This is a genomic window from Georgenia alba (assembly GCF_042665525.1).
Classification (GTDB): domain Bacteria; phylum Actinomycetota; class Actinomycetes; order Actinomycetales; family Actinomycetaceae; genus Allobogoriella; species Allobogoriella alba.
In genome coordinates this window covers 2,016,491-2,031,254 of record NZ_JBHTCQ010000001.1, presented here as the reverse complement: position 1 = coordinate 2,031,254, position 14,764 = coordinate 2,016,491, and the positions used below count along the sequence as shown (strand labels likewise).

The following is a 14,764-nucleotide window of genomic DNA, read 5'->3' as shown; positions in this document are numbered from 1 at the left end:
GTCGGCCCCCGACGGCACAATGGCCGGGTGCTCCCGTTCTCCGAGGCGACCACGGCGTGGTTTCAGAACGCCTTCGCCGAGCCGACGGCCGCCCAGGCGGGTGCCTGGGACGCGGTCGCCTCGGGTGAGCACGCCCTCGTCGTCGCCCCGACGGGGTCCGGCAAGACCCTCGCCGCCTTCCTGTGGGCGGTGGACCAGATGCTCACCGGCGAGGTCCCACAGCCCGAGGAGCGCTGCCGGGTGGTCTACGTCTCCCCGCTCAAGGCCCTCGCCGCCGACGTCGAACGGAACCTGCGCTCCCCGCTGGTCGGCATCACGCAGGCCGCCGGACGGCTCGGCGCGGCGGTCAACGACGTCCGGGTGGGGGTCCGCACCGGGGACACTCCCGCGAGCGAGCGGCGCCGCATGGCGACCCACCCGCCCGACATCCTCATCACCACCCCCGAGTCGCTCTACCTGGTGCTGACGTCGGCCGCCCGGGAGGGGCTGCGTGGCGTCACCACCGTCATCGTCGACGAGGTGCACGCGGTGGCCGGCACCAAGCGCGGCGCGCACCTCGCGGTCAGCCTCGAACGGCTGGACGCCCAGCTCCCCCGGCCGGCGCAGCGGGTCGGGCTCTCGGCCACCGTCCGCCCCGTCCCGACGGTCGCCACGTTCCTTGCCGGCCACCGCCCACCGGCCGACGGCGGACGGCACGTCCGCGTGGTGCAGCCGCCCTCCAGCAAGGAGCTGCGGGTCGACGTCGTCGTGCCCGTCGAGGACCTCGCCGACCCGTCCGCGACGCCGCTGCGCGCCGTCGGCCGCGAACGCCCCGCCGCGGACGAGGGGCCCGACCTCTCCGGGGACGCCGCCGGCGCTCTGGCCGACGACGAGGGGCACCGCCAGCCCTCGGTGTGGCCGCACCTGACCGAGCGCCTCGTCGACCTCATCGAGCAGCATCGCTCGACGATCGTCTTCACCAACGGACGGCGCACCGCCGAGCGGCTCACCTCCCGCATCAACGAGGAGTGGCAGGCGCGCTCCGCCGAGACCTCCGCAGCCGCGGTCCTGGACGCGGCGGGCTCGGCCTGGGCGGCCGCGATCCCCGGCCAGTCCGGCACCGGGCTGGGTGTCGACGACGCCGCCGTGGCACGCGCCCACCACGGCTCCATGAGCCGGGAGGAGCGCGTCCGCACCGAGTCGGCTCTGAAGACCGGAGGCCTGCGTGCCGTGATCGCCACGTCCTCGCTCGAGCTCGGCATCGACATGGGCGCCGTCGACCTCGTGGTCCAGGTCGGGTCCCCGCCGTCGGTCGCCGCCGCACTGCAGCGCATCGGGCGGGCGGGCCACCAGGTGGGCGCGGTGAGCCACGGCGTGGTCCTGCCGACGCACCGGGGCGACCTGCTGCCCTCCGCCGTCGCCGCGGTGCGTGCCAGGGAGGGCCTCATCGAGGAGGTCCGCATCCCGGCCAACCCGCTCGACGTCCTCGCCCAGCAGGTCGTGGCGATGCTCGCCGTGGAGGACCTGACGGTCGCGGAGCTCTCCGCACGGGTCCGGCGGGCCGCGCCGTACGTCTCGCTCGGCGAGCGGTCCCTGACCGCGGTGCTGGACATGCTGGCGGGCCGCTATCCGAGCGAGGACTTCGCCGAGCTACGGCCGCGCATCGTGTGGGACCGCAGTACCGACCGGCTCAGCGCACGGCCCGGTGCCCTGCGCCTGGCCACGACGTCCGGTGGCACGATCCCGGACCGCGGCATGTACGGGGTCTTCCTGGCCGGTGGCCCGGTCACGTCCGATGGAGACCGGGACGGGCTCGCCGCGGCGCGCACGGGCGCGGTCACGGCCGCCTCCCGCGGCCGTGGCGGACGTCGGGTGGGTGAGCTCGACGAGGAGATGGTCTACGAGTCGCGGGTCGGGGACACCTTCACGCTGGGCACCTCGACGTGGCGCATCGAGGAGATCACCCCGGACCGGGTGCTCGTCAGTCCCGCCCCCGGCCAACCGGGACGGCTGCCGTTCTGGAAGGGGGACGCACCCGGGCGGCCGGTCGAGCTGGGCCGGGCGCTCGGGGCGACGACGCGCGAGCTTCTCGCGAGGCTGCCCGAAGACGGGCGGGGCGACGGCGCGGGAGACGAAGAGGCGGCGCGGGAAGACGGTGCACCCTCCGGCGCGGCCGCGGCACTGCGCGACGCCGGCCTGGACGACTGGGCCACGGCCAACCTGCTCGGGTACCTCGCGTCGCAGCGCGAGGCCACGGGCCGTCTCCCGGACGATCGCACCATCGTGCTCGAACGGTTCCGGGACGAGCTGGGCGACTGGCGCGTGGTGCTCCACTCCCCGTTCGGCGCCCCGGTCCATGCCCCGTGGGCGATGGTGCTCGCCGCCCGGCTGCGTGAGCAGACCGGTATGGACGTGCAGGCCGCACCGAGCGACGACGGCATCGTGCTGCGGATGCCGGACACCGGGGAGGACTCCGGCCCGCTCGACCCCGCCGCGCTGGTCCTCGAGCCGAGCGAGGTCTCCGGCCTGGTGGTCGAGGCACTGGCCGGCTCAGCACACTTCGCCGCCCGGTTCCGCGAGGCCGCGGCCCGGGCCCTGCTCCTGCCCCGCCGCCGCCCCGACCGGCGTCAGCCGCTGTGGCAGCAGCGGCACCGCAGCGCCCAGCTGCTTTCGGTCGCCTCCGCCCACCCCGACTTCCCCGTGGTGCTCGAGGCGGTGCGCGAGTGCCTGCAGGACGACTTCGACGTGCCGGCCCTGACGGACCTCATGACGGCGATCGGCCGTCGCGAGATCCGGCTCGTGGAGGTGACGACCAACGCGCCGTCGCCCTACGCCCGCACGCTGCTGATGGGCTACATGGCCCAGTTCCTGTACGACGACGACGCTCCGCTCGCCGAACGGCGCGCCGCCGCCCTGGCGCTGGACCCCGCCCTGCTCGCCGAGCTGGTCGGCTCCGACCTGGGTGACCTGGCGGACCTCCTCGACCCCGAGGCGGTGACCGAGGTCGCCGCGAGCGTCGGGCTGCGCACCGAGGCGTCCCGGGTGAGTGACGACGAGGGCGTCGTGGACCTCGTGCGGCGCCTCGGTCCCCTCCCGACGGCGGAGCTCGCCGAACGGTGCACCGAGCCGCAGCAGGTGCCGGCCTGGCTCGACGACCTCACCGCCCGCCGGCGGATCCTCCCCGTGCGGGTGGCCGGGCACGAGCAGTGGGCGGTGCTGGAGGACGCCGCACGGCTGCGGGACGCGCTGGGCACGGCGCTGCCTCCCGGCCTCCCGGAGGCGGTGCTGGAGCCCGTCCCGGACCCGCTCGGAGACCTGCTGCGACGGCACGCCCGCACGAACGGGCCGTTCACGGCCCAGCAGGTGGCCGACCGGTTCGGCGTGGGGGTCGGGGCCGTCCACGCGCCGCTCGCCGAGCTCGTCCGGACCGGCCTGCTGGTGGAGGGGCGCCTCGACCCGGCCGGCAGCGGTGAGGGCGTCGAGTACTGCGACGCCGAGGTCATGCGCCGCATCCGCCGTCGGTCCCTCTCCCGGCTGCGCAGCGAGGTGGAGCCGGTGCCACCCGCCACGCTCGGGGTGTTCGCGCCGCGCTGGCAGCACGTGGCCGCGGCAGGCTCGGCACCGGAGCTGCGCGGGTCCGACGGCCTGCTGACCGTCGTCGATCAGCTCGCGGGCGCCCTGCTGCCCGCCTCGGCGCTGGAGTCACTGGTGCTGCCGGCGCGGGTGCGTGACTACCGGCCCGAGATGCTCGACGAGCTCACCGCGGCCGGCGAGGTCGTGTGGGCCGGCGGCGGGGCCCTGCCGGGCGTCGACGGACTGGTGACGCTGCTGCCCGCCGACGCCGTGCCCGATCTCGCCCCGCCGGTGACCGACGCACCGGACACCCCGCTCCACCAGCACCTGCTCGCCGCCCTGCGCTCCGGCGGTGGCCGGTTCTTCCGTGACCTGCTGCCGCCCGATCAGGTGACCTCCGAGGGCCGCCCGGACCGCACCCGGCCGGAGGAGGTCCTCGAGGCGCTGTGGGATCTCGTGTGGGCGGGCCTCGTCACCAACGACACCCTGGCCCCGGCACGGGCGCGGCTGGGAGCCGGCCGTCCCACGCATGCCTCGCGCACGCCGTCCGCGCGGCCCCGGTCAGTGCGATCGGGCCTGCGCCGCGGTGCGCTGACGCGGGCGGGACTCACGACCGGGGTGCGTCCGTCGTCGGTCACGCCGCCGGCCGCGGCGGGCCGGTGGTCGCTGCTTCCCGTGCCCGACCTGCCGGTAGCGGCCGCGGACGGTGCGGGCACGCCCGAGACGCGCACCCATCGGGTGGCCGCGGCGACGGCGGCGCTCCTGGAGCGGCACGGCCTGCTCGTGCGCGGCGCGGCCGGGCTGGAGGACGTCGGCTTCGGCGCGGCCTACCAGGTCCTCCGGCGGCTCGAGGAGTCCGGTCAGGTCCGGCGCGGCTACCTCGTCGAAGGGCTCGGGGCCGCGCAGTTCGCACTGCCCGAGGTCGTCGACCGGCTGCGGTCCGACGCGGCGGCGCTGGCAGCGCGCCGCGAGGCCGGTGGCGAGCCACGGGTCCACCTGCTCGCGGCCACGGATCCGGCGAACCCGTACGGCGCGGCGCTCACCTGGCCGCCGGCGCGCGAGGGTGAGGGGCACCGTCCCGGCCGCAAGGCGGGGTCCGTCGTCGTGCTGGTGGACGGCGCGCTCGTGCTGTACGTGGAGCGCGGCGGGCGGACGTTGCTGTCCTTCGAGGACTCCCCGGTGGTGCTGGCGGCCGCTGCCGCCGCCCTCGCGGAGGCCGGCGCCGCGGGCCGGCTCGGCCCGCTCACCCTGCGACGGCTCGACGGCGAGGAGGCCCTGCGGCACGAGGGTGCGCTCGCCTCCGCCCTGCGTGACGCCGGCTTCGGACCGGTGCCGCAGGGCCTGCGGCTGCGCACCCCGCCGGCACGGCGGTAGGCGACGGGCCGGTCAGGCGGCCGGCGGCGGGTTCCCGGTGCACAGGCCGAGCCAGCGTCCGTCCGGGTCGGTGATCTCCGCCCACCAGCCCATGTCGCCACCGATCTCGGTCCGTCCCACTGCCACCGCGCCGCCGGCCTCCACCGCGGCGTCGAGCGCCGCTTCGAGGTCGTCCACGTTGACGTAGACGCGGACGGAGGCCTGGGTCGGCGTGTCCGGCTCGGCGCGGTACAGGCCGCCGATCAGACCGCCGTCGTTGACGATGCCGGTGTAGGCGGCGTCGTCGCCGAAGCTGGCGTACGTCCAGCCGAAGACGGCGGAGTAGAACGTCTTGCCGGCAGCGATGTCGCGCACCGGGATCTCCCACCAGGTCACGGTGTTGACGGGTGGCTGCGCACTGGTCGTGTCGGACATGGCATCTCCTTGCGCCGGGGTGGTCAGAGTGTGGCACCTGGATGACGGCCGGGGAACAGCACGATCGACAGGTCATCCGGTCGGGCAGAAATTCGTTCGCCCGGCACGGGGACGTGCGGTTGACTTCGGCGGACCGACCGCGCGAGCAGCCGAGAGGAGGAACCGAGATGCGGCGCAACCCCACGCCCACCTGTGCCCTGAACCAGCCCATGGACGTGAGGAATCGTGTCGTATCTCAATCTCGGAATCGTCGCGCACGTCGACGCCGGTAAGACCAGCCTGACGGAGCGGCTCCTCGTCGAGTCGGGCGCCCTCGACCGTGCCGGCGCGGTCGACGCCGGTACCACCGTCACCGACACGCTCGAGCTGGAGCGTGAACGCGGCATCACCATCCGCTCCGCCGTCGTCTCCTTCGACGTCGGGGACCGGACGATCAACCTGATCGACACCCCCGGCCACCCCGACTTCATCGCGGAGGTGGACCGGGCCTTGGCCGTGCTCGATGGCGTGGTGCTCGTGGTCTCGGCGGTCGAGGGCGTGCAGGCCCAGACGCTGGTGCTCATGCGGGCACTGCAGCGGCTGGCCATGCCGACCCTGATCTTCGTGAACAAGGTGGACCGGCGGGGTGCCCGCTCCGCGGAGGTCGTCGAGGAGATCACCCGGCGCCTCACGCCCGACGCCGTCCCGATGGCGAGAGTGGAGCGCGAGGGTGGTCGTGACGCCGCCGTGGTGCGCCAGCCGCCGGGCGACGCCGACCTCGAGGCGTACGTCGTCGAGGGCGCGCGAGCCGGGACCGTGCACCCGGTCCATCTGGGCTCCGCAGTGACCGGCGCCGGCGTGCCCCAGCTCATGGCGGCGCTGACGACGCACCTGCCTCCGGCTCCCGGGGTCGAGACGGGCCCGCCGTCGGGCGTGATCTTCAAGGTGGAGCGCGACGACGGCCGCCGCCGCCTCGCGTACGTGCGGATGCGCCGCGGGACGCTGCGGGTGCGGGACCGGGTCGACGTGCGCGGCGCGCCCGAACGGGTCACCGGCATCCGGACCTTCGCCGGCGGCGGCACGACTCCGGCACGGTCGGTCGCCGCGGGGCAGATCGCGCAGCTCCGCGGGCTCGACTCGGTCCGTGTCGGCGACGTCGTCGGTGCCGAGGACGACCCCGCCCGGCCGACCTCGCACCTCCCCCACCCGCCGTTCACGTCGGTCGTCGACTCGGCGCCGGAGCGGCGCGGCGCCGTCTACGCCGCGCTGACCGAGCTCGCCGAGCAGGATCCCCTCATCGCGGTGCACGTCGTCGAGCCACGCGATGACGACCCGCCGGCCGTCACGGTCGCCCTGTACGGGGACGTGCAGCGCGAGGTGCTCGAGGAGACCCTCCGCCGGGAGTACGACCTCGAGGTGGCCTTCGCGCCGGTGACCACGGCACATGTCGAACGGCTCACCGGCACCGGGCACGCCGTCGAGTTCAACAAGGTCGCCCCGAACGAGTTCCTGGCCACCGTGGGGCTCCGTGTCGAGCCTGCGCCGGCCGGTGCGGGGGTGACCTTCGCGCTGGAGGTCGAGCCAGGGGCCATGCCGCGCGCCTTCTTCGTCGCGGTCGAGGACACCGTCCGCCGCTCCCTGGGGCGCGGGCCGCACGGCTGGCCGGTCCCGGACGTCGTGGTGACCATGACCCACTCGGGCTACTCGCCACGCCAGAGCCACCGGCACCAGAAGTTCAACAAGGCGATGTCCTCCACCGGCGCGGACTTCCGAGGGCTCACCCCACGTGTCCTGGCCACCGCGCTGGCGGAGGCCGGGACGGCGGTGTGCGAGCCGATCCACACCTTCACGCTCGAGGTGCCGGAGGACAGCCTGGGACCGGTGTCGGGCGCCGTCGTCACGCTCGGCGGCGTGCCACTGCAGACGCGGGTGGACCGTGCGATCGCGGTCGTCACCGGGGACCTCCCGGCCCGCAGCATCACCGAGCTGCAGACCCGGTTGCCCGGGCTGACGCGCGGCGAGGGCTACCTCATGACCGAGCCGGACCGCTTCGAGCCGGTCCGGCGTCAGGTCCTGTGCCGCTCCCGGGCGTCGTCGAGGGTGTGATGGCGGCCGAGCGGCAGCATCAGCGGACGTCCCGAAACCGGGTCGACGATGATCTCGCTGTCCAGACCGAACACCGCGCGGACGCACTCGGCGGTGAGCACCTCACCAGGGGCCCCCGCCGCGTGCAGGCCGCCGCCGGCGAGCGCCACCAGATGGTCCGCGTACCGGGCGGCGAGGTTGAGGTCGTGCAGCACCATGACGATGGTGGTGCCGCGCTGCCGGTTGAGGTCGGTCAGCAGGTCGAGCACCTCGATCTGGTGGCTCACGTCGAGGAACGTGGTGGGCTCGTCCAGCAGCAGCACGTCGGTCTGCTGGGCGAGCGCCATGGCGATCCACACCCGCTGGCGCTGCCCGCCGGACAGCTCGTCGACCGGCCGGTCGGCGAGGTCCGCCGTCGCCGTGGCGTCCAGGGCGGCCGCGACCGCGACGTCGTCCTCCTTGCTCCACCGCGACAGCAGCCGCTGGTGCGGGTGGCGCCCGCGTCCGACCAGGTCGGCCACCGTGATGCCCTCCGGCGCGATCGGGGACTGCGGCAGCAGGCCCAGCGTGCGGGCGAGCGCCTTCGCCGGCATGCGGTGCACCTGCCTCCCGTCGAGCAGCACGTGCCCCCGGCGCGGGGTGAGCAGGCGCGACATCGATCGCAGCAGGGTGGACTTGCCACACGCGTTGGCCCCGACGATCGCGGTGATCCGGCCGCTCGGGACATCGAGGTCGAGCGCGGCGAACACCTCCCGGTCGCCGTAGCCGAGGGCGAGGTCCTCGGTGGTGAGCGTGTGCGGGCCGGTCTGCGAGCTGGTCATAGGGAGGCTCCCGCGCGGTTCGTGCGGACGATGAGGTAGACGAGGTACGGCGCACCGAGCACCCCGGTCACGACGCCGACCGGGTAGCGGGAGCCGAAGGCGAACTGGGCGGCAAGGTCGGCGACGAGGACCAGCAGGGCCCCGACGAGCGCAGCCGGGACGAGGAGCGAGCCCCGCGGGCCGACCAGCCGCGCGGCGAGCGGGCCGGCGAGGAATGCGACGAACGCGATCGGTCCGGAGGCCGCCGTCGCGAACGCGATGAGACAGACGGCGACCACGATGACGGACCGGCGGGTGCGCTCCAGGCGGACGCCGAGGGCCGCGGCGGCGTCGTCGCCCAGCTGCATCACCGACAGGTTGCGCGCCTGGCTCAGCAGCACCGGCCCCAGGACGACGAGTGCCAGCACCACCGGCACCACGTCGCCCCACCGGGTGCCGTTGAGGCTGCCGGTGAGCCATCGCATCGCGTCCTGCAGCTCCCACTCCGGCGCCCGGCTCAGCGCGTAGGCGGTGACGCTCTCCAGCATGGCCGCGATCCCGATCCCGATGAGGATCAAGCGGGTGCCGACCACGCCGTCACGGAAGGACAGCGTGTAGATCAGCATCGCGACGGCGAGGCTCGCGGCGATCGCGACCGCGGAGACCTGGGGCCCGTCCAGGGAGATCAGCACGATCGACAGGGCGGCCGCGGCGCTGGCGCCCGAGCTGATCCCGATGACGTCGGGACTCGCCAGCGGGTTGCGCAGCATCGTCTGGAACGTCGTGCCGCCGAGCCCGAAGCACACTCCCGCCACGACGGCGAGCGCCGCCCGCGGCAGCCGAAGGGTGCCGACCGTGAAGGACGCCCCCGGCACCTCCTGGCCGAGGATCACGCGGACCACGTCACCGGGCGGGTAGAAGGTCTGACCGACCATGAGCGTGGTCACGAAGGTCACGACGGTCGCGACCGAGAGCACCGCGATGACGAGTCTGCGGTGCCCCGCCCGGCGGTGGCGAGCCTCGCTGACGGCCGCCAGGGTCGCGACGCTCACAGTGCCCGCACCTTCTGGCGGCGGACGATGACGATGAAGAAGGGCGCACCGATCAGCGCGGTCACGATCCCGACCTCGAGCTCGGCCGGCCGCGCCACCACCCGGCCGACGACGTCCGATCCGGTCAGCAGGCACGCCCCGGTGAGCGCGGAGAACGGCAGGAGCCACCGGTGGTCGACGCCCACGAGGAGCCGGCACACGTGTGGCACGACGAGCCCGACGAAGCCGACGGGGCCGGCCACCGCGGTCGAGGCCCCGCACAGCAGGACCGCGCCCAGGGCGGCCACCGCGCGCGTCAGCGCGACGCGCTCGCCGAGGCCGGCCGCGACCTCGTCGCCGAGGGCCAGCGAGTTGAGGCCACGGGCCGAGAGCAGGCAGACGACGAGCCCGACCGCGAGGAACGGCAGGAGGTGTCCGAGCGAGGCGTAGGTTCCCCCGCCCACGCCACCGACCTGCCAGGACCGCGCGCCGCCGGCGATGTCGTTGCGGGGCAGCACGATCGCGGTGACGAAGCAGGACAGCGCGGCCGACGTGGCGGCGCCGGCGAGCGCGAGCTTCAGCGGGGTGGCGCCGCCTCGACCCAGGGACCCGACGGCGTAGACGAACACGGCTGCCACGGCGGCCCCGGCGATCGCCGTCCAGATGAAGCCGGTCGCCGAGCGCAGCCCGAAGAACGCCATCCCGGCGACGACGGCGAGCGAGGCACCCATGTTCACGCCGAGGATGCCGGGGTCGGCCAGCGGGTTGCGGGTCACCCCCTGCATGACGGCGCCGGCCAGCCCGAGCGCGGCGCCCACGGCGACGGCCAGCAGCGTCCGCGGCAGGCGGGTGACGACGGCCGCCTCGTCGAGGTTCTCGACCGGACCGCCCAGCAGGGCCTGGACGTCGGTCCACCCGACCTCGCGGGACCCGGTCCCGACCGACAGCGCCATGAGGCCGACCAAGGCGGCCAGCACCAGCACCAGCCAGACGGCGCGGAGCCGTCTCGGACGGCGCAGGACGGCGGCTCCCGCCGGCGCCTCGAGCGTGGTCACCGTGCCGCGTCGGCCGCCTCGGCGAGCATGCCGACGTAGTCCTCGAGCACCCACGGGATCGCCAGCGGGGTCGGGTTGGCGGCGGTCCCGAGCGGGCTGTCGGGGAGGGAGACGATGGCGCCGTCGGCCACCGCGGGCATCTGCGACAGCCGTGGGTCCGACCCCAGGACGTCGACGAGCTCCTCACCGCCGTAGGTGACGATGATCTCGACGTCGTCGAAGGTGTCGACGCGTTCGGCGCTGATGGTCCCGGAGAACTGGCCCGGCTCGGAGGCCTCCGCGATGCTGCCCGGCGTCGTCAGGCCGAGGTCCTCGAAGAACATCGAGCGCGTGTCGTTCGCGGTGTAGAAGCTGACCTGGCTCAGGTCGGTCGGGTCCACGTGGGTGAGGAACATGGTGGCGCGGCCCTCGAGCTGCGGGTGCTGCCCGACCACCGCCTCGATCTGCCCCTCGATGTCGCCGATCAGCTCCTCGCCCTCCTCGGCCATGCCCATCGCCTCGCTGTTGAGGCGGATCATCTCGCGCCACGGCGTCGCCCAGGGCGACGTCTCGTACGGCACGACCGGCGCGATCTGGCTGAGGGTGTCGTAGTCCTCCTGGGTCAGGCCGGAGTAGGCGGCCAGGATGACGTCCGGAGCGGTGTCGGAGACGGCCTCGAAGTCGATGCCGTCGGTCTCGTCGAAGAGCACCGGCGTCTCGGCGCCGAGCTCGTCGAGCCGCTCCTGGACCCACGGCAGCACACCGTCGCCGTCGTCGTCGCCGAAGTTCGCTGCGGCCATGCCCACCGGCACCACGCCGAGGGCCAGCGGGACCTCGTGGTTGGCCCAGTTCACGGTCGCCACCCGCTCGGGCCGGGCCTCGATGGTGGTGGTGCCGAGCGCGTGCTCGATCGTCAGCGGGAAGTCACCGTCCGGGGCGGAACCCCCGGTCGCGGGCGGGGGCGTGGCCCCCGCGTCGGGCTCGGCGCCGCAGGCGGTGAGCAGCAGTGCCGCGGCTGCCGCGAGCGCGGTGGCGAGGAGTCGTGAACGCACGGGCGTCTTCCTCTCGTGACCGGGCGGCGGGAGCGGGTACCGACCCGATGATCGATTTAGTCAAGCGCACCTTAGTGTATTTCGCTTAGGTTCACCTAACCCGTCCGCTCGGCTGCAGCGCTGCTCTACCCTGCCGAGGTGAGCAGCACGCGCCCCGTCACCGTCAAGGAGCTCGTCCTCGGTCCTCCGCCGGCGTCACCGGCCGTGATCGTGCCCGTCCTGGGGCGCACGACGGCCGAGGTGCGTGGGCAGGTCGCGGGCGTCGCCGGCCTCCCGGTGGATCTGCTCGAGTGGCGCGTCGACCACCTCGCCGACCTGCGCGACGTCGTCGCCGACCTGGCCGCCGTCCGCGCGGACGTGGACCGGCTGACCGGGCGCCCGCTGCTCGCCACGGTCCGGACCGCCGTCGAGGGCGGGGCGGCCGAGCTGACGGACACCGAGTACGGCACCGTGATCTCCGCGCTGGCCCGGTCCGGTGCGGCCGACCTGCTGGACGTCGAGCACGGCCGGGCGTCCGCCGGGGAGGCGATCGCGGCGGCGCGCGCCTCGGGCCTGCCCGTGGTCCTCAGCGCGCACGACGTCGTCGGCACACCCTCGGCCGAGGCGATGACAGACCTGCTGCGTGCCATGCGTGCGGCGGGCGGCGACGTCGTCAAGCTCGCCGTCACCCCGCACCGCACGGCCGACGTCGTCGCGCTGCTGGAGGCGACGGCCACCTTCGCGGCAGAACCCGGCCCGCCCGCGATCACCATGGCGATGGGGCGGCTCGGTGTCGTCACACGGCTCGTCGGTCACCTCTTCGGGTCGGTCGCGACGTTCGCGACGGCCGGCCGGGCCTCGGCCCCGGGGCAGCCGGACCTCGCCGACCTGCGGGCCGTCCTGGACGCCGTCGCCCGGGTCACGGGCCCGGCCGGGGGCTGAGGTGCCCGAGGGGGACATCCTGCTGCGGGTGGCCCGCCGTCTGGACGCGGCGTTCGCCGGGCGCCGGCTCACCCGGGGCGAGCTGCGCTGGGGCGACCTGGGCGGCGTGGACCTGGCGGGCTGCCTCGTCACGGAGAACGCCACGTACGGCAAGCACCTGCTGACCCGTCTGGAGGACGGGCGGACCATGCACACGCACCTGCGGATGGAAGGCACGTGGCGCCTGGTGCGGACGGCCGAGCTGCGCGCCGGCCGGACTCGTGCCGACCGCGCCCCGCAGGTGCGGGTCGTGCTCGCGACCCCGTCCTGGACGGCGCTGGGCCGCGACCTGGGCATGGTGGACCTGGTCGCCACGGCCGAGGAGCACCGGGTGATCGGGCACCTGGGCCCGGACGTCCTCGCCGAGGACCTCGACGTGGCGGATGCCGCCGCGCGGATCCTGGCCCAGCGCGACCGGCCGGTGGCCGAGGTGCTCCTGGACCAGACGGTGGTGGCCGGTCTCGGGACGATCTACACCGCGGAGACGCTGTGGGCGCACCGGACCTGGCCGTGGACGCCGGCGTCCGCGCTCGGCGGTCTCGCGCCCGAGCTGGTGCGCACGGCGCGGCACCTCATGCTGCGCTCCGCCCGGGCCCGGACACCGACCGCGACCGGTGACCTGCGCCGCACGAGCAACGTGCACGGCCGGGAGCACCGGCCCTGCCCGCGCTGCGGCACACCCGTCGAGCGCGGCACGGCAGCGTCGGGCACCCGCGAGCGGCAGATGTTCTTCTGCCCGGCCTGCCAGCCGCCCGGATGACGTGCGCGAGCCCCGGACGCAGGTCCGGGGCTCGGCAGGTGGTCGATCCGTTCAGCCGACCGGAGAGAGCAGCTCCTGCTCGCGGTGGAGCAGCTCGTCCGGGACGGTGTCCGGGACGTGCACGCCCTCCGCGACGGCGATGCGTTCGGAGACGGCGCGCAGCACGAAGCTGAGCGGCACGTTGAGGGCCTCGCAGATGGAGGCGAGCAGCTCGGAGGAGGCTTCCTTCTGGCCGCGCTCGACCTCGCTGAGGTAGCCGAGGGAGACACGGGCGGCGGACGAGACCTCGCGCAGGGTGCGGCCCTGACGCTGGCGCGCCTCGCGAAGAACGTCACCGATCTCGCGGCGAAGCAGGATCATCGTGCTGCCCTCCTCCCCTGCCCTGCTGGGCGATGTCGTCCTACCGTACCCCGGCCGAGGGGTCGGGCGCCCCACGGACGGGGTCGCGGACCGAAGGGTGGGACGTCCGTGCGGGCGGCGCAGGCTGCGCTCCCCGCCGCTGTCGATGTACCTGGTCGTCATCATCACTTCGGTCAACGCCGCCGTCGCCGGGGTTGTTCCCCGTGTGCGTGGCTTCACGCCGGGTCGTCGAGAACCTGGATCAGCAGCGCCAGGGCGACGTCGACCGTCGCCGACCGTACGGCCGGCCGGGTACCGGCCAGCAGGAGGGACCGGACGACGACGCCGCGCGGCCCGAGGGCGGCGACGTGCGCGGTGCCGGCGGGGTGCCCGTCCGCCGGCCCGGGCCCGGCGACGCCGGTGGTGGCGAGGGCGTGGTCGGCGCCGAGCAGCCGGGCGGCGCCGGCGGCCATCTGACGCGCCACCTCGGGGTGGACCGGGCCGTGCCGGGCCAGCAGGTCCGCGTCCACGCCGAGCAGCTCCCGCTTCAGCTCGGTGGCGTAGGCGACGAGACCTCCGCGCAGCACGGCGCTGACCCCCGGCACGGCGACGAGGGCCGCGGTGAGGGCACCGCCGGAGAGGGACTCCGCGACGGCGAGGGTCCCGCCGCGCGCCGCCAGGGCTGCGACAGCCCCCTCCGCGCCGGCCTGCGGCGCGGGGGCGTGCGGCGCACCTGGCGTGCTCAGGCTGCGCCGTCCCGCTCCCGGCCCTGGCCCCGGACGATGCGCAGAGCCTTGACGACGTAGTCGAGGCCCGTCACCACGGTCACGGCGACGGCGAGCAGGACGACGAGGAACGCGACCAGGAGGATCGCGTCCACGACGGCGTTCGGGAGGAACCCCTGCCAGGGCAGGAGCAGCATGAGGATGAAGATGATCTGCAGGACGGTCTTGAGCTTCCCGCCCCGGCTCGCCGCCATGACGGCGCGCCGGACCATGAGGAACCGCAGCAGCGTGATGCCGAGCTCACGCACGATGATGACGATGGTCGCCCACCAGGGCAGGAGACCGTCCGCGGAGAGCAGGACGAGCGCCGAGATGACGAGGGCCTTGTCCGCGATCGGGTCCGTGAGCTTGCCGAAGTTGGTCACCAGGCCGCGGCGCCGCGCGAGTGTGCCGTCGAGCTTGTCCGTCGCCGCGGCGACGGCGAAGACCACCGCGGCCGCGACCCGCATCGCCGTCGTGTCCTGGAGGAACAGCACGATGAAGACCGGCACGAGGACGATACGGATCATCGTCAGGACGTTGGCGATGTTCCACAGCGGCACCGGTGAGGGTCCGGCGGCGTCCCGCGTCGTCTCGGTCGTCACGGCACCACCATAGAG

General features: G+C 74.7%; 12 protein-coding genes. 4 read left to right on the top strand and 8 right to left on the bottom strand.

All coding sequences use genetic code 11. The features are described 5' to 3' along the window. Positions 1–27 precede the first annotated feature (27 nt). A complete protein-coding gene (locus tag ACFQQL_RS09385) occupies positions 28–4,926 on the top strand; it encodes an Lhr family ATP-dependent helicase (protein ID WP_382393534.1) in 4,899 nt (1,632 codons plus the stop codon). A gap of 12 nt (positions 4,927–4,938) precedes the next feature. Here the strand turns inward: ACFQQL_RS09385 and ACFQQL_RS09380 are convergent, their stop codons facing one another. Beyond that, positions 4,939–5,340: a VOC family protein gene (locus ACFQQL_RS09380; protein ID WP_382393532.1), complete on the bottom strand. Its 402-nt coding sequence runs from the start codon at positions 5,338–5,340 to the stop codon at positions 4,939–4,941. A 225-nt stretch (positions 5,341–5,565) separates the two neighbouring features. Between ACFQQL_RS09380 and ACFQQL_RS09375 the strand changes: the two genes are divergently transcribed. After that, on the top strand, positions 5,566–7,425 hold the full coding sequence (locus ACFQQL_RS09375) for a GTP-binding protein (RefSeq protein WP_382393530.1): 1,860 nt from the start codon (positions 5,566–5,568) through the stop codon (positions 7,423–7,425). Here the strand turns inward: ACFQQL_RS09375 and ACFQQL_RS09370 are convergent. From ACFQQL_RS09370 to ACFQQL_RS09355, 4 genes are read right to left on the bottom strand one after another with little or no spacing between them, the layout of a single operon-like run. Then, positions 7,386–8,225, bottom strand: coding sequence for an ABC transporter ATP-binding protein (locus tag ACFQQL_RS09370; protein ID WP_382393528.1), 840 nt, complete (start codon positions 8,223–8,225; stop codon positions 7,386–7,388). The genes ACFQQL_RS09375 and ACFQQL_RS09370 overlap by 40 nt on opposite strands. Then, positions 8,222–9,256: a FecCD family ABC transporter permease gene (locus ACFQQL_RS09365; RefSeq protein WP_382393526.1), complete on the bottom strand. Its 1,035-nt coding sequence runs from the start codon at positions 9,254–9,256 to the stop codon at positions 8,222–8,224. The genes ACFQQL_RS09370 and ACFQQL_RS09365 overlap by 4 nt, the downstream gene beginning before the upstream one ends. Beyond that, positions 9,253–10,290, bottom strand: a complete 1,038-nt coding sequence (locus tag ACFQQL_RS09360) for a FecCD family ABC transporter permease (protein ID WP_382393524.1) — start codon at positions 10,288–10,290, stop codon at positions 9,253–9,255. The genes ACFQQL_RS09365 and ACFQQL_RS09360 overlap by 4 nt, the downstream gene beginning before the upstream one ends. After that, the gene (locus ACFQQL_RS09355; RefSeq protein ID WP_382393522.1) at positions 10,287–11,321 is read right to left on the bottom strand and encodes an iron-siderophore ABC transporter substrate-binding protein; all 1,035 of its coding nucleotides are present in this window, start codon (positions 11,319–11,321) and stop codon (positions 10,287–10,289) included. Before ACFQQL_RS09355 ends, ACFQQL_RS09360 begins: the two co-directional genes overlap by 4 nt. A gap of 138 nt (positions 11,322–11,459) precedes the next feature. Between ACFQQL_RS09355 and aroD the strand changes: the two genes are divergently transcribed. Both aroD and ACFQQL_RS09345 read left to right on the top strand, forming a co-directional pair. Then, a complete protein-coding gene (aroD, locus tag ACFQQL_RS09350) occupies positions 11,460–12,242 on the top strand; it encodes a type I 3-dehydroquinate dehydratase (RefSeq protein WP_382393520.1) in 783 nt (260 codons plus the stop codon). A 1-nt stretch (position 12,243) separates the two neighbouring features. Next, on the top strand, positions 12,244–13,041 hold the full coding sequence (locus ACFQQL_RS09345; protein ID WP_382393518.1) for a DNA-formamidopyrimidine glycosylase family protein: 798 nt from the start codon (positions 12,244–12,246) through the stop codon (positions 13,039–13,041). 51 nt (positions 13,042–13,092) lie between these two features. Here the strand turns inward: ACFQQL_RS09345 and ACFQQL_RS09340 are convergent, their stop codons facing one another. From ACFQQL_RS09340 to pgsA, 3 genes are all read right to left on the bottom strand, one after another. After that, a complete protein-coding gene (locus tag ACFQQL_RS09340; protein WP_382393516.1) occupies positions 13,093–13,401 on the bottom strand; it encodes a helix-turn-helix domain-containing protein in 309 nt (102 codons plus the stop codon). 215 nt (positions 13,402–13,616) lie between these two features. After that, positions 13,617–14,126: a CinA family protein gene (locus ACFQQL_RS09335; protein WP_382393830.1), complete on the bottom strand. Its 510-nt coding sequence runs from the start codon at positions 14,124–14,126 to the stop codon at positions 13,617–13,619. Then, positions 14,123–14,749 carry a CDP-diacylglycerol--glycerol-3-phosphate 3-phosphatidyltransferase gene (gene pgsA / locus ACFQQL_RS09330; RefSeq protein WP_382393514.1) on the bottom strand — a complete coding sequence of 209 codons (627 nt, stop codon included), beginning with the start codon at positions 14,747–14,749 and terminating at the stop codon, positions 14,123–14,125. Before pgsA ends, ACFQQL_RS09335 begins: the two co-directional genes overlap by 4 nt. Between the last annotated feature and the right edge of the window lie 15 nt (positions 14,750–14,764).

Bases quoted from the DNA above. Each gene is read 5' to 3' on its own strand.
- ACFQQL_RS09380 (WP_382393532.1), bottom strand. From the start codon at position 5,340: ATGTCCGACACGACCAGTGCGCAGCCACCCGTCAACACCGTGACCTGG.
- ACFQQL_RS09370 (WP_382393528.1), bottom strand. From the start codon at position 8,225: ATGACCAGCTCGCAGACCGGCCCGCACACGCTCACCACCGAGGACCTC.
- ACFQQL_RS09340 (WP_382393516.1), bottom strand. From the start codon at position 13,401: ATGATCCTGCTTCGCCGCGAGATCGGTGACGTTCTTCGCGAGGCGCGC.